The sequence below is a fragment of the Glaciecola sp. 33A genome, assembly GCF_002836745.1.
Lineage (GTDB): Bacteria > Pseudomonadota > Gammaproteobacteria > Enterobacterales > Alteromonadaceae > Glaciecola.
In genome coordinates, this window is sequence record NZ_PJAR01000026.1 from 1 (window position 1) to 15980 (window position 15980).

General features: G+C 41.6%; 12 protein-coding genes and 1 pseudogene. 9 read left to right on the top strand and 4 right to left on the bottom strand.

The features are described 5' to 3' along the window. Positions 1-2: 2 nt before the first annotated feature. Positions 3-218 (bottom strand): hypothetical protein, encoded by a 216-nt coding sequence (locus CXF81_RS20015; protein WP_198556311.1) that lies wholly within the window; start codon positions 216-218, stop codon positions 3-5. On the opposite strand from CXF81_RS20015, the gene CXF81_RS03375 reads away from it, so the two are divergent. The 4 genes from CXF81_RS03375 (at position 219) to CXF81_RS20470 (ending at position 4413) form a co-directional block, all read left to right on the top strand. Beyond that, a complete protein-coding gene (locus tag CXF81_RS03375) occupies positions 219-1031 on the top strand; it encodes an alpha/beta fold hydrolase (protein ID WP_198556312.1) in 813 nt (270 codons plus the stop codon). A 116-nt stretch (positions 1032-1147) separates the two neighbouring features. Further along, the gene (locus tag CXF81_RS19775; RefSeq protein ID WP_157825483.1) at positions 1148-1300 is read left to right on the top strand and encodes a hypothetical protein; all 153 of its coding nucleotides are present in this window, start codon (positions 1148-1150) and stop codon (positions 1298-1300) included. Between the two features lie 869 nt (positions 1301-2169). After that, positions 2170-4254 carry an FAD-binding oxidoreductase gene (locus CXF81_RS03380; RefSeq protein WP_101179977.1) on the top strand — a complete coding sequence of 695 codons (2085 nt, stop codon included), beginning with the start codon at positions 2170-2172 and terminating at the stop codon, positions 4252-4254. 45 nt (positions 4255-4299) lie between these two features. Further along, positions 4300-4413, top strand: a complete 114-nt coding sequence (locus CXF81_RS20470; RefSeq protein WP_101180053.1) for a DUF1348 family protein — start codon at positions 4300-4302, stop codon at positions 4411-4413. 216 nt (positions 4414-4629) lie between these two features. Here the strand turns inward: CXF81_RS20470 and CXF81_RS03390 are convergent, their stop codons facing one another. Continuing rightward, positions 4630-5253 (bottom strand): glutathione S-transferase, encoded by a 624-nt coding sequence (locus CXF81_RS03390; RefSeq protein WP_101179978.1) that lies wholly within the window; start codon positions 5251-5253, stop codon positions 4630-4632. A gap of 16 nt (positions 5254-5269) precedes the next feature. Continuing rightward, positions 5270-5506 carry a glutaredoxin gene (locus CXF81_RS03395; RefSeq protein ID WP_101179979.1) on the bottom strand — a complete coding sequence of 79 codons (237 nt, stop codon included), beginning with the start codon at positions 5504-5506 and terminating at the stop codon, positions 5270-5272. 117 nt (positions 5507-5623) lie between these two features. Between CXF81_RS03395 and CXF81_RS03400 the strand changes: the two genes are divergently transcribed. Together CXF81_RS03400 and CXF81_RS20210 are read left to right on the top strand one after the other, a co-directional pair. Continuing rightward, positions 5624-6508 (top strand): LysR family transcriptional regulator, encoded by an 885-nt coding sequence (locus tag CXF81_RS03400; RefSeq protein ID WP_101179980.1) that lies wholly within the window; start codon positions 5624-5626, stop codon positions 6506-6508. 215 nt (positions 6509-6723) lie between these two features. Then, positions 6724-6891: pseudogene (locus CXF81_RS20210) on the top strand (IS6 family transposase); the annotation flags it as partial. A 45-nt stretch (positions 6892-6936) separates the two neighbouring features. Here CXF81_RS20210 and CXF81_RS03410 read toward each other — a convergent pair. Continuing rightward, positions 6937-9555 (bottom strand): LuxR C-terminal-related transcriptional regulator, encoded by a 2619-nt coding sequence (locus CXF81_RS03410; RefSeq protein ID WP_157825484.1) that lies wholly within the window; start codon positions 9553-9555, stop codon positions 6937-6939. Positions 9556-9879: 324 nt separating this feature from the next. On the opposite strand from CXF81_RS03410, the gene CXF81_RS03415 reads away from it, so the two are divergent. The 3 genes from CXF81_RS03415 (at position 9880) to CXF81_RS03425 (ending at position 15980) form a co-directional block, all read left to right on the top strand. Then, positions 9880-12162 carry a TonB-dependent receptor gene (locus CXF81_RS03415; protein WP_101179982.1) on the top strand — a complete coding sequence of 761 codons (2283 nt, stop codon included), beginning with the start codon at positions 9880-9882 and terminating at the stop codon, positions 12160-12162. Positions 12163-12238: 76 nt separating this feature from the next. Further along, on the top strand, positions 12239-14320 hold the full coding sequence (locus tag CXF81_RS03420) for a hydantoinase/oxoprolinase family protein (protein WP_101179983.1): 2082 nt from the start codon (positions 12239-12241) through the stop codon (positions 14318-14320). Next, the gene (locus CXF81_RS03425; protein WP_101179984.1) at positions 14313-15980 is read left to right on the top strand and encodes a hydantoinase B/oxoprolinase family protein; all 1668 of its coding nucleotides are present in this window, start codon (positions 14313-14315) and stop codon (positions 15978-15980) included. Before CXF81_RS03420 ends, CXF81_RS03425 begins: the two co-directional genes overlap by 8 nt.

A 15980-nucleotide genomic window follows, 5' to 3' on the forward strand; every position in this document is an offset into this window, starting at 1 on the left:
GCTCACACCTCAAAATCATCCCCTACAAGCCCATCAAAACAGACTTCTCCAGCCAGATAAAGGCCAAAAACTGGAAAATCAAAACTAGGAGTAAAAAACTTTGCAAAACGTCTCGGCTCAAGGCAAAGTTCTGGACAATGAAAATTTAAAGAAAGGCGATGCTGTGAATAGTCAAAACCGACTTTTTCTAAAGCCTCGTTATGTTTTTGGAGAATCAATTGAAATTCGTAGAATCTGGAAATATTGACGGTAGAACCGTTATTTATTTTCACGGAGCGCCTGGCTCACCTGAAGAAATTTCAATCTTTGACGAACACGCCAAAAAGCACAATTTACATATTATTTGTTATGATCGTTTTTCTATAGACTCATCATTACAGAATGAGGCTTACTATAAATATTTAGCTAGCGTTATTATCGATAAAGCGAATGGAGGGATGGTTGATATAATTGGTTTTTCAATCGGTTGCCATGCAGCCATTGAAACTAGCCTTTACCTAAAAGGCACTGTTCGCGAACTACACCTTATATCTGCCGCAGCACCATTAGACGCTGCTGAATTTATAAATTCCATGGCAGGGAAGATGGTATTTTCTATGGCAATGAAATATCCAACTATTTTCACTCTTTTATCGTATTGGCAAACTATTTTAGCCAAAATAGCTCCCAACGTTTTATTCAAAATGTTATTTGCTAGTGCTATGGGGGAAGATAAAATTTTGTCAAAAACGGCTGACTTTAAAGGATTTATTAACCCAATTTTAATACATTGCTTTAAGAGCAACGTTAAAGGTTATATCAGAGAAATAAAACAATATGTAACTCCATGGGGGAACTCAATTGTCAAATGCAGTGCTAACACTCACATTTGGCATGGTACCAGTGACAATTGGTCTCCTGTAGGTATGGCTCGGTACTTAAAAGAGACTATAACCACTTCCACACACTTAGAGTTAATAACTGGTTTATCTCATTACACATGTTTGTATGCAGCAGTACCCAAAATATGCTCTCAACTAGAAAAAACATAACAAGGGTTTTCAAGTCGGACAAATTACAGTTGGCTTTTTGTTCGTGCCTCACTTATTTTAGCCAACTGCAATTGGCCGCTTAAAACGGCGTTATGTTGCAAAAAGAGATGTAGTTCATGGGTCAGGTCAAGAGTAATTTTCAAATCATAGCCGCCACAGTTTCAACGCTTTACTTTGGTTTATTTGTGTTGTCATTATTATTAGTGCCGTTTGCTATTTGGGGCGTTTATAGTCCAGTATTGGAAAGCAGTGGACAACCTGCAACATAACAAGCGCATAAAGTCAGACTCTGCAAATGAGGCGACTTTTGGCAAAGAAAAACGACGCAAAAATGCGTCTAATTTGCTCCGCTTCGGTACAGTCAAGTTAACAAGCTGACTCAGAAATTGGTGTGAAAAATCTGGTCAAATGTATTGTAGTCAAATCAGGATAGTCACCGTCTAATACCAATAAGTTGACAGTACCCTCTATTAATTTATGGGGGATTACCAGGGGGGTGAAAGCAGCCGATTTTAGTCTATTACTCAATTTTTTCATATACTTAGGCGCTCAAAAAAAGCGCCTTCAACTGTTCTGGAAAACAGGTTTGATTATTGCTTTTCGAGACTCTGTTACAAAATAAGCAACCGTAAAATCGCATGAGCTTTTGATACAAAATATGATCGCAGAGTGAACGATATTTGAATAGAATCGCCAATTCCCAATGGCACTTCAAACAATTGTCAACATAGTGAATACAATCTTTCTGCAAAACCTCTATTTATCTGCGACATCTATTCATTAATACTTCAACTCTACCATCAATTAAGGGAAAGATTAAGGTGTATCATTTACTAACAAAGTTAAAAGCAATATTCAGTTTAAACACAAAGGCTGTCTCCACTTTGGCTGCATCTGGACAGTACACTATTAGTTTTAAGTCATCCGACTGCCCGATGCTCACCGAATTTGATTCAGGCTGGCAAACACCTTACGCAATTTTCGATATGAGCGTTTACACCGCGCTCTGTTCCTAGCAGTGAATCCATTATAGATGGATAGCACGGCTGTTTATCAGTTAAGTTTGTCACAAAGTCTTGTGATTTGCCAAAGACTCAACATAGCGTTAAATCGTTAAAAAGCGATCAAACGGAGAAACATGATGGAAAATGAACAAAACAATAGCTCATCACCCTTTCACAGTGGTGAACAGAAATTGCAATCAAGGGCAGGGAAGCGTGATGCAATGGAAAAGTTTGGTCGCCGAGTTATACGCAATTACTTACCACAGCAGCATCGTGAATTTTATGCCCAGTTGCCTTTTATCGTCGCTGGTTGTGTTGATGAAAAAGGAGATACATGGGCTTCACTGCTAGCTGGCAAGCCCGGATTTATTCAATCGCCGGAGGCAACACTGCTGTCTGTGCAGCATTCACCTATTAAGGGTGATCCAATCAATAAGGCTCTAGCATCCGATGGTGCGCCGATTGGTTTGTTGGGAATCGAATTAAGCAGTCGACGCAGGAATAGGGTCAATGCTCGTGTTCAAAAACCTGTTAGTGGCCAGCCAGTTCAATTGGCAGTCGACCAGGCATTTGGAAACTGTCCACAATATATTCAAACCCGAGCGCTTCACTTTTATCGCGAACCGAGCATACAAGAGATTGGTGAAGAACCGCTCCAATTGACCGAGCTAGACGATGATGCCAATCGATTAATTGATAACGCCGATACTTTTTTTGTTTCTAGCTTTATCTCAGCAAAAAACAACCCGCAAGTTGAGGGAGTCGATGTGTCCCACCGCGGAGGTCTGCCCGGTTTTGTCAAAAGACAAAACAACACATTAACGATCCCAGATTACGTAGGCAATTTTCATTTCAATACGTTGGGTAACTTCCTACTTAACCCGAAAGCGGGTTTGGTGTTTACCGATTTTCAAAGTGGTGACGTATTAATGCTTACCGGCAGTGTTGAGATACTTTGGGAAGATCATCCTGAGGTTCAAGCATTTAATGGTGCCGAGAGAGCTTGGCGATTTACTATGAAAAAGGCACTTTGGCTTAAAAAAGCCTTACCTTTTACTGCGAGCCTAGATCAATATTCACCAAACTCAGTTATTACCGGTTCGTGGTCTGAGGCTCAGCGGTTGATTAAGGCACAGAGACAACGGCAGCAGTGGCAGCCTTTACGAGTATCTAAAATTGTTGAAGAAAGCGCAATGATAAAGTCATTTTACCTGCAACACAGCGCAGGACGTGCATTATTGCCATTTGAAGCTGGGCAACATTTAACGATTAAAGTCACGCCAGATGGAAGTAACAAGTCGGTAATTCGCACTTACACCGTGTCTTCTGCGCCCCACGATGAAAACTATCGTTTATCGGTAAAACGTGAAGATGCCGGTTACATCTCTAAATATTTACACGAAACGCTAAAAGTGGGTGACCTGATTGAGGCAACATATCCCAAAGGAGATTTTTTCATTGATGCGTCAATCAAGCGCCCTGCTGTACTACTCGCTGGTGGAATTGGTATCACGCCAATGAAGTCTATGGGTGAGCATATTGCCAGAGAGGGTTTGCGCACACGTTATACCCGACCTACTTATATCTTTCATTCGTCACGAACCAGCGAAGAAAGAGTTTTCTATCAGGAGCTTACATCATTAGCATCTGCCTCCGCAGGCAACATCCAATTTTATTCGTTTCTTTCACAACCCACAGCCGACGACAAACCTGGTCAAGACTACAACGGCTCAGGCCGTTTAAGTGCTGATGTGTTTAGGCAAATTCTGCCTTTAGACGATTATGATTTCTACTTATGTGGCCCCTCAGGTTTTATGCAATCTATGTACGATGAGCTTATGACGCTGGGGATCCGTGATGAACGGATCTTTGCTGAGGCCTTTGGTCCTTCAACGATACGCCGACACATTGGCCAAAATAACGTTGCTGCAAAGACGCCAATCGAAGAAGGCGATGATGTTATCGTTAAGTTCAAGGTATCTGGCTTCGAGCAGCGCTGGAGCAAAGGCGAAGATGTATTGTTGGAAGTCGCTGAAGCACATGGTCTGGAACCTGAATTTAGCTGTCGAAACGGGGTTTGTGGGTCATGCGCGGTGAAAGTGGAATCGGGGGAGGTTGCATATCGAACTCAACCCACTGCATCGGTCAATTCCGGAGAGGTACTGATTTGTTGCGCGGTTCCGGCTAAAGGCACAAAGACACTCGAGCTCGCCCTTTAGTTTTATTTTAAATAACTTGGGGATTCTAATGCAAACACGCCCCCCATTCCTCCTTTTGATTTTGCTAGTGCATCACAAAAGGTCCGTTTGGCCGAAGACGGTTGGAATAGCCGCAACGCTAATGCTGTGTCTAAAGCCTATAGTGTCAATACCCAGTAGCGAAACCGCGCTATTTTGCCAATGAACCACTAAATGAAGTAGATAAACTTTACTTGGAAGCGCCAGCAGAGTAACGCCAGAGTATTACTCTTGATATGATAGAGGGCGAAGCGACGTTTGATATAGTGCAAGCTAAGGTCAAAGTGCACATTGCGCAGAAAGTGAACTCGACCCCGGGCATGTTGCAGTGCCGCAGAGTCTATAAAAATAAATGAGTTAAGCGCGTAACCCAACATGAGTTACTTGCATAGGCACAAAACCTTTTAAGGAGCGAACATTGTCAAGCCACTTCTTGATATTAGGGTAGTTTTCTAATGACACGTCACCTTCAGGAGCATGTTCGATATAAGTGAAGTTTGCAATATCGGCTATTGTGGCTGAATCACCTACTAACCAATCCCGCTGCGCTAAATGTTGATCCATGGTATCGAACAATCTATACGCCGTTTGTTTGGCATTTTCATGGTCAAGGCCCGCACCAAATACATTTACAAGTCTCGCTGCCGCTGGGCCAAAAGCAACTGCCCCTGCTGCGACAGATAACCAGCGCTGAATTTCAGCTTGGATGACAGCATCATTTGGATACCATTGGGTCGTGCTATCAAATTTGCCTGCTAGGTATACTAAAATACCATTTGAATCATTGATGAACCTGCCATCGATCTCTAGAACGGGCACTTGACCAAATATGTTTTTCGCTAAAAATTCAGGTTGTTTATGGGCGCCTTGTTTTAGAGCGACTTCAATCACTTCGATATTTAGCCCTAATACAGAGGCAAATAATTCGGCGCGGTGAGAATGGCCAGAAAGTGGAAAACCGTGCAATTTAATAGTGTTCATAGTGTTGTCCTTTTGTTTATTTAAGGTTGTTAAAATCAATGTTTAAAAGTTCTTCAAAACCACTCACTGAGCGATTATTAATAAAAACTTGTGGGTAAGTTTGGTTTGCCGTATGAGTGTGCAGTTCTTGCAGCGCACTAGAGTCTTGATAGACGTCGTATTCGACAAACGGTATGTGTCGGCTGGTCAACAAAGCGAGTGTATGTTCGCAGTACCCGCAGCCGGGTCCGGTATATATTTCCACAGGGTGCATGTGGCCTCCAATTAACTCGTTTCAACATTGTCCCGAGTACGGAATGCATATTACGCTTCTAAATTTATTGAAAAAGAGGGTTGATATAGAATTAATGTCAATGATACATTGACAATTATGGATACGATTCTGGGTATTAAAACGATTATTGCAGTGGTAGAAGCGGGCTCTTTTACTGCAGCAGGCGACCGGCTGTCTATTTCAAAAGCGCTGGTCAGTAAGTATGTGGGGATCGTGGAAGAGCAGCTTGGCGTGCGTTTATTCAATCGCTCAACAAGAAAAATATCTATTACTGAGGCCGGTAAAAATTACTATGAGCGAGTCGTACCGTTATTTGATGACTATTCTGAATTAGTCGATAACTTAGCAGAACATGAAACCTCACCTCGTGGTCAATTGAGGATTAGCGCGCCGGTGACCTTTGGCGAATCTAACCTTGCTCCTTTATTACCTGAATTAATCAATCGGTATCCTGATTTGAGTGTTGATTTGCATTTGTCCGATAAAATTATTGATATGCTTGAGGAAGGCATTGATCTGGTGATCAGGATCGGTGGCGTTGACGATTCAAATCTTATTGCCCGCAAAATCACATCGTTTCCTTTAATCATGTGCGCTTCACCAGCTTATCTTGAAGCCCATGGACATCCAACTAATGCGCAAGAGTTGGAGCAACACACCACCATTATCGATAGTAACTTTAGAATTGGGTTTAACTGGCCATTAATGAATAAAGATGGAGAGCCGTCGGTTGCACATGTTAAATCACACATTTCAGCAAACAGTCCAAGAGCAGTTAAAGAAGTGGTATTGGCAAGCGGCGGAATTGGCTTGATACCCGAATTTGTTATTGAAGAGCAACTTCGGTCCGGCGAGCTAGTGCGAGTTATGGGCAGCCATAAAACCCTAGAATTTGGTATGTTTGCCATATACCCTCATCGCAAGTTTGTGCCCAGAAAGGTGCGTGCAATGGTCGATTTTCTGATCGAAAAATTTCGTTAAAGTATCCCCTAAGTTTAGTGACAGTCTAAGTGGCGACTCTCACAAATAGCCACTTATTTGCGCGGCATGTATTGCTTAAGTAACTACTTTTAACAATATTGTGCAAATTCCAACTTTTTTCGATCAATTGTTTACGTTCAAAGTCGTTCATACATAATTCTGGTACTGTCAAGTTAACGAGTAGTCTCAGAAACATGCGATAATCAGGGCATGAAATTACTACTATTTATGTCGGATATCGCTATCCATCCCAAATTATCAGTCACGCCGTTTGGCTATATCATCGATTTACACTTAGCTTTCGTGACATCGAAGAATTGCTGGCAGCAAGAGAGATTGCCGTCAGTTACGAAATCATCAGACACTGGTGCCAGAAATTCGGTGACTTGACAGTACCGGGCTAAGTTATACCGCTGACACAAAGGCAATCAAATCAAATTCAAATAACGCGCTCTATTAACCGCATTAATTCGTTTATCTACCGCGAGCTTTGCAAAGATGTTCTTTAGATGGAATTTAACTGTGTTGCCTGTCATATCAAGATTTCTAGCAATTTCTTTATTTGCTTTGCCCGCAGCAAGCTGGCTCATTACTTCCATTTCTCTTTTGCTTAATAAACTGTGTTGAGGCACCGCAGTGATAGTTACATTAAGATTTTTCCTCGACTCAAAACAGTTTTTAAGAAAGTTTGTTTCAAGTAATTTGCTTGGATTAGCTGCATTTAACTCAATGCTAGTCTGCATGAGTTCCACGGCAATAGGTGACATAAAAAAGGGCGTCTTAATTGATTGATTAGCTGCAAGCTGTGCTGCTTCTAAAATACATTTAACACCGGCTTCAACCGCGTTTTTTGAATAGGCTAACGTACCTTTTAAAACCAGTAGTCTTATTAAATAAAGAATGGCGCCAATACGACGTGCTATTTTTATCGACGTTTCTATTCGGTCTTCAATATTTTTGCTCTTATAGCCATCTAAGTATGCTATGCCTAAGGCAAGCGTTGTCTCACAAAAGGGTAGCCAACTATAACTATGATCTTCATTTTCTAAAAATATATCGCCTTCAGAAATTGTTTCCATTACTAACATTATCTTATTGGCATCACGACTGATAAGCGCTGCGGTTAGACGCAGTGATAATTCGAGTTGGGCTAATCTTTGGATTTGCCTCTTGCGCACAGTTAATGTAATCAAGCTAATCGCTTTCCAAGCAAGTTCTTTTCCTTGGTAAATCCTCAAAAACTCAAGGATAGAGGTGAATCCAGAAGCATAAATTTCAAACCAGCCATCTGTATCACATGCATTGGAGAGCAACTCTAGCATTTTATCTGCATTTAACTGATTGGGTTCCTGCCAAAAATTTAATGCTTGTAAGTTAATATCACAATTAGTTTTTAAGCGGCTATCGATACCAAAGTTAATTTCTGCCATGTTACCAGCCTCGGTTAAATAAGCTTGCGCTACATCTAAATTGGCTTGGTGCAATTCAATTTGGCCTAAATGAATAAAAAGGTAATTTACACCGAGAATAGAGTCAGCTTGGCGCATCTCATTAAGTCCCGCTTTAGCAGCGATTTTTGCGATTGAAAATTTACCACAAGCAAGCGCAGCCAAGGTCAAGGATGCTCTCAATACTGCACGCCCTAAAACGTCGGTTGTATTTAAGTTGTTAGCCAAGCTTTCCAATTTAGCGATTGAATCGGCTGACTTGTTATCATCTTTATATATTCTTAAAAGTGAATGAATAACATAAAAATCCCTTTGCAGCGCAGCATCTAAACCGACCTTTTCATCAATTATATGGATCTTCTGTAGTTGTGCATCTGCTCCCTGAATATCTCCATCTTTCATCATTAGATAAATGTAGGCCAATCTGACTTGTGGATGACGCTCAAAATCGTTAACTGAAAAGTTACGCAACAAGGTACGCATTAGGCTGACACCACCATACAATACGAGCTCCCATCCTCCGGCCTTAAGAAAAAGTGCCACGGCGCGATCGACATCTCCAGAAAGTCTCGCATGTTTAACTGCTTCATCAATTTGGTTGGCATGTTCAAACCATAATGACGCTTTGCGATGCAAAGCGTAAACCGTTGCCTCACTGTCTCTCTTTAATTTCTTAAACAATAGGTCAGAAAATAAATGATGATACCGAAACCATGTCTCTTCTTTATCTAAAGTTACAACCAGTGATTGAATGTTTTTTGAATCATAAATAAGTTTGGGTACATCATCAATATCACAGACGGCTTTGGCTAAGCTCACATTGAACTTGTCTAATATGGAAGTATAAAGTAAAAACCTTCTCTCTAAATCTGTTGACTGGTCGAGAATTTGCTCAGTAAAGTAGTTCACAATATACTGTTGCTTACCACTAAAGAGGTTAATAATTTCCTTATTTCCTTTATTTGCAACTATTGCTAATTGAATAGCTACCGCCCATCCTTCTGTCTGAGCTAGTAATTTCTCAGCGCAGTTATCACCATATTCATCACCAACATAATCTTTTATTTCTTCTAAACTAAAACACAAAGACTGCTTTTCCACCTCAAATGCGGTGCCATTGACTACTTTAGAGCCCACTTGTATATCAGGTTGAGAGCGAGAACTGAGAATGATATGAAGTTTGTCAGGGGCGTATTCTAATAATGAAGAAACAAAATTATTGACCTCACTACTTTCAGCTTGATAATAATCATCAAAGATGAGGAAGATATTTTGGTTGATATTCGCCAGTGCGTGAATAATTTTTGATAGCACTGAATTGATTGAAAGTTCGACTAAACATTGTTCAGCAGCAAAGGTAAGTGCACCCATCTCCACACCTGCTCTATCGAGTGCCATAATAAAGTAACTGGCAAATCGTCGTATGTCTGAATCAGCATAATCCAGAGACACCCAACCGACAATATTCCCCTTACTCAAAGATGACTGATACCATTGGGTCAGCACTGAAGATTTACCAAATCCAGCGGGAGCGGTTATCAACCCTAAGGGATATTCGCTGGCTTCTTCCACGCGGGACAATGCGAATTCTCTTTGCATTAGCGTGCTATTAGTTTTTGGCGGGGACAACTTTGTCGCAAAAAACCAAGGAGCAGGGCTAGAATTAAGATTGGCCTTTTTAATCATGAAATTTGCGTTAGAGCCTTTTGTTTTTAGGATTTATTACACATCAATAGAGGTCTTTTAGCAAACCTTTTGTCATTCATTAATTACCCCTACCTTTTACTACCCCCCCATAAGGGTAGTTGTATTGACCTAGCCTTGATTGTAATACTCTGAATATCCGACACACTGCTTTAAGTCGATCATACGTCATAGAGTTCGAACAACTAAATATAATAAATTATAAAAGAGAGAAAAGGCATGCTAACTAATCTACATTTCCTCAGGCGTAAAACATTAATATTTCTCGCAGTAACTGCTTCATTCATTGCGTTATCGGCTAGTGCCGTGGCACAAGAGCAAAATCAAGACATGAGCCCAGAAGCTGAGGACGAGGTTATTGAACGAATTATTGTGGAGGGTAGGGGTAGAAAAGAGACGATTATCGAAATACCACTTTCCACCAAGTATTTTTCAGCACAAGAAATTTCTGATGCTGGAATTAAGGTCGTTGATGACTTTATTGGCTTGACACCCGGTATAACGATGGCTAACTCACAAGATTCAGGTACAAACTTCATTACTATTCGCGGTGTGTCACAAGTGCGTAATGGCGAGCCTCCGGTCGCAGTTATTGTGGATGGCGTATTACAAACCAATGCTCGTAGTTTTGACCAAGGCTTATTTGACCTTGCCAGTATTGAAGTACTGCGTGGACCACAAGGTGCACTTTATGGACGAAATGCTACGCAAGGTGCCATTATTATTAATACGGCAAAGCCAACTGATGTTATGGAAGGTTATTTAGAGGCAGGCATAGGCAGGGGCAATGAATATAAAGTTGAAGGTTCGTTAACTGGCCCTATCAGTGAGGATATATTATTTCGGGTATCTGGTCGCCACTATGATAGTGATGGTATCTTTGACAATGTGGCTACAGGCCAAAAGGTTGGTTATAAGAAAGAGTTGAATCTTCGCGGTCATCTCAGCTTCATCGCCAGTGATGATTTGCAAATTGATCTTCGCGCCAGCTATACAGATACCACGGCTGATGCCTTACAATATACTTTTCAAGGCGTCACCACCGATCCTAACACAGGCGAAGTAAACGGCTTTACCGGGCCAAATGATTCAAACGTAGTACAAAGAAGATTGTCGGCTAATAACCTAGGTTTTGATGAACGGGAAATGAGTCAATTATCTCTACGAGTAAACTACGTAACTGATTTAGGGACCTTAAAAACTGTATCAGCCTACGATACTATCGAACAATCAAATGGGGGTGATCAGTTCCCTTACACTGCCAATACCACATCAAATCCGGGTATGTCTTTTTTTGATGGAACGCAAACACAAAGTATCGATGTGTCTAGCGTTAGTCAAGATGTCCGTTTTGTATCCAATGATGATCAGGCCTTCAGATGGATGGTTGGTGCTTATTACCTAACGACCGATCGTTTTATTGCTTCCAGCACCGGTCTTGATTTCGGCAATGGCATCATACCCATTCTTACCACACCCGTTTTAGGCGGAGGAGTAAATCCAACGGGCACTTATGCTGCTGATGATAATCAAAATACAGCCTACGCTGGGTATTTTAACTTTGCATACGATATAACCCAAGAGCTTGAATTTGCGTTTGCTGGCAGATATGACCACGATGAAAGAGAACAAACGGTAGACCCGCAACAAGGTGGCTATGACACAAACGGCAATCTTGCATTCGCTATTGGTCAAGCGGGTGTTGTTAACAAGGCGACGTTTTCTCACTTCCAACCAAAAGTTACCCTGCGTTATATGTTAAGCAACGATGCGGCTGTTTATACCTCTTGGGGTGAGGGTTTTAGAAGTGGTCAGTTCAATCAAAACGGCGTAGGTATTGCCGCAGAAACGCTGGGCTTAAGCGGGATTCCAGATGTGCTTGACAAAGAAATAACGGAGACGATAGAGATTGGCTTTAAAGCAGACTTTTTAGCTGGTGATTTAAAAACAGCGGGTGCATTATTTAACACTGATGTTGAAAATGCACCCTTCTTTGTATTTGTAGGTGCCTTGGGGGCACAGGTATTGGTTGGCATAGAAGAAGTTGATATTGCGGGTGGTGAACTAGAAGCAACTTACGCTTTCACAGATGAGCTTACCGGGTATGTTGGCTACGCGTTTGCTGACAGTGAAGTCAAAAAATACACTCTTGACACAACAGCTGTTGGCAATAAGGCACCTTATGTGCCTGATTCAACTCTAAATGCTGGATTACAATATCGTACCAATGCGACGTCTAATTTAGATTTCTTTACCCGCTTAGACTATGAATCACGTGGTAAACAATTCTGGGACCCTACCAATCTAACCGAAAGAGATACCGTTAATCTAGTCAACCTTCAAGTCGGACTCGAAGACGTTGAAGGTCAATGGACACTCAAAGCCTCAGTAAACAACTTGTTTGATGAAGAGTATAACGCTGAATATGTTTCTGGTGGCTTCGCATTCGCTGCGCCTCCTGCGATATGGCGCTTGGACTTCAGATACAACTTTATAGATTAATTTGCTTGGGGCTATTCAACTCAAATAGCCCTTTTGAGCATTTATACTTAATCCACGTTTTAAAACAGGTACATATATGAAGTCAATACGCGCGGCAAGTGACATTGGTGGAACCTTTACAGACCTCGTTTATTACACAGTAGACGAAAAAAATGGCTTAGCCACAAATATCAAAGCAGTCAAAGTTCATACGACCCCGTCTGAGTATCAAAAGGGGGTAATGAATTCCTTTGACAAAGCTAATGTAAACTTAAGTGAGTTGGCATTTTTTGCACATGGTTCAACGGTGGTGATTAATGCTTTAACCGAGCGCAAGGGAGTAAAAACAGGATTAATTACGACCCATGGTTTTCGAGATATATTGGAAATAGCCCGAGGCAATAGGCCTGATTTCTTCAATTTACAATATCAGAAACCCACTCCTTTTATTCCCAGATATTTGCGTCACGAAATCAAAGAACGCATGGATTATAAAGGAAATGTGCTGACGGCAATTGATGTACAGGACTTATATCCAATATTGGAAGCGTTCAAAGAAGAAGGCGTGGAAGCGATAGCAGTGTGCTTTTTACACAGCTACATTAATCCTAAGCATGAAGAATTAGTAGTGTCATTTATCAACGAGATTTGGCCGGAAGTCGCTTTAGTTGCCTCTCACCAAATATCCAGAGAATGGAGAGAATACGAACGAACTAATACAGCGGCGCTTTGCGCTTACGTTCAACCAATTGCTGAAAAGTACCTATCAAAAATGCAAGCCGCTTTGCATGAGCGTGAATTCAGTGGTTCCTTTTACGTGATGCAATCAAACGGTGGAATAGACACCGTAGACTCAGTTAAAAAAACCCCCATATCAATCGTCGAATCAGGCCCTGCTAGCGGCGTCTTAGGTGCTGCAGCATTGGGTAAACTGATCAATGAAAATAACATCATTGCTTTTGATATCGGTGGTACCACGGCTAAATGCTCACTGATCGATCAAGGACGAGTCAATATTACTAACCAATATATGATCGAAAAAGACGGTTTTTCAGCGGGTTATCCTGTCATGACGCCGGTTGTCGATATTGTTGAAATTGGTAATGGCGGGGGGTCCATCGGTTGGGTGGATGAGTATGGGAAGATGCATGTAGGTCCACAAAGTGCTGGCGCATTTCCTGGCCCTGTTGCCTATGGTAATGGCGGCACCGAACCCACTACGACAGACGCAAACTTGATGCTCGGTAGGATTAATCCTAACTACTTTATTGGTGGTGAAATTACCGCCGACATGAAAGCGGTACATGATGCATTTGAACAGTTGGGCAATAAACTCAGTTTAACTGCAATGGAAGCAGCCAGAGGAGTTATTAAGCTAGCTAATCATAATATGTGCAATGCGCTCAAATTAATTTCAATTAATAAAGGATATGATCCTAGAGACTTCGCACTTCTTGCTTTTGGAGGTGGAGGTTCAATGCATGCTAGTACGTTAGCAGTTGAGCTAAATATACCTAAAGTGATCATTCCTGCCAATGCATCGGTTTTTTCTGCTTGGGGTATGTTGATGTCGGATTTACGCCGTGACTACATACGCACCCAACCAGTCACATTTAGTATTGAACATGCTGATTCAATTTCAAATACGTTAAGCGCGATGCAACAAGAAGCCATGGAAGCTTATCAGAAAGAGGGAATTGTAAAGCAAGATATTTACTTCGAACAACTATTAGAAATGCGTTACTCAGGTCAAGAGCATACGGTGCAAGTGAGTGTTGAAGGAAGCGAAGTATCCAGTGAATATCTGCTTAAACTCAAAACAGATTTTAATTATGAATACAACAAAAAATATACCTATGAATTAACTAACGCTATCGAATTGGTGAGTTATAAAGTGACAGCCTATGCAAAAGTAGATCGCCCTTCATTGGCTAAAATTACGTCAACAGGCAACATCGATGACGCTATTAAAGACATACGAAAAGTTGATTTTGATAGTGCCGGCATACTCAATACACCCATCTACAATAGAGATGTGTTATTCGCTGGGGCGACTTTTTCTGGTCCAGCGATCATTGAAGAGTCTGGCAGTACGACAGTCGTGCTGCCGCATCAGCAGGTTCTTGTTGATGACTACGGAAACTTGCATATAGAAAAAGAGGCCGTCAACCATGACTAAAATAAACAGTAAAAAAATTGACCCTATTACTATTGAAATCATCCAAAGTTCAATGAAGGCGATCACTGATGAAATGTTCATTACCATGCGAAAAACGGCGATGAGTTCAGTAATTTATGAAGTGCTAGACTTTGGTGTGGCTATGTTTGATCACCATGGTCAACTTGCCAGTTCAGGGTCGGGTATTCCAGGATTTATTGGTATGTTAGAACCCGGAGTACAATCAGTGATGGCTAAATTTGATGATTCGGTTGTACATCAGGGTGATATCTTCATTACTAACATTCCGCATAAAGGCGGGGTCAGCCATTTGAACGATGTGGTCTTAATATTACCTGTATTTTTTGAAGGTGCACGTATCGGATGGTTAGCCAATAAGGCGCACTGGGTCGATGTGGGTGGCGCATTCCCTGGCAGTATTAGCGCAGAAGCCACGGAGATTTATCAAGAGGGATTGCAGTTACCTTGTATCAAAGTGATGGAAAAAGGGAATATAAATCAGGCTGTGGTCGACATCATGCAGATTAACAGCCGCCAACCAGAGATAACGCTTGGTGACTTCTGGGCTGGCATAGCCTCGATGCGTGCTGGTGAAAAGAGGTTCCTTGGCTTAGCAAAGAAATATGGTGCAGATACCTTAAGTTATGCCATTGCTGACTATATTGAACTAGCCGAGAAAATATCCAGAGATGCCTTACATAGACTCCCTGAAGGGGTTTACTATGCCAGTGAAGTGACTGACGACGAGTTAGATATTCAAGTCACAATAACTATATCCAAAGATGAATTTCTAGTGGATTTGACTGGTAATCCACCACAACAAGCTAACGCACTAAACGCGTCATTTGACGCAACCATGGTTGATGTGCAAATGATATTTAAAGCTATTGCCAGTCCACAAACGTTTGCAAATGCGGGTACTTTTAAACCGGTCAGGCTACTGGTAGATGAAAATTCTATGTTCGCCGCAAAATATCCGTCAGCGATGAGTGTTTACTATGAAACCAGTATTATGGTCTTTGATCTGTTGTGGAAAGCATTGGCTGCGGCTGTGCCTGAATCCTTACCAGCAGGTCATTATGCGTCTATATGTGGTACTTTTCTTGGTGGACCACACCCAGACACAGGCGTCGCATTGAGTATAGTTGAACCTCAAATCGGCGGTTGGGGTGCCAGTAATAGCAGAGATGGCGTGAATGCACTTTATACTGGTTATCATGGTGATACCTTCAATGTGCCTGCAGAAGTGTCTGAGCAAAGAAACGGCATAATGATTGAACGTATGGAACTGAACGATGAATCGGGCGGTGAAGGGAAGTTAATCGGCGGAAAAGGTATCAAATTATACTATAGAATTCTTGCTGACAATTGGTGGATCACAATGGCCTACGTTAGATCTTGTGTAGGACCATGGGGCATGGAAGGGGGATTAAGAGGTTCCCATAATTATATTAATGTGGTTAAAAAAGACGGTAAAAAGACACGATTTAGGATTTGTACTGCACTAGCTTTAAATAAAGGTGACGTCATTGAGGTATTCACCGCCAATGGGGGAGGTTATGGCAACCCCAATGAACGGCCAGTTCAGACTGTATTGCAAGATATTAAAAATGGCTACATTAGCGCTGAACGCGCTAAAGAAGTATATGGAATTGGCTAA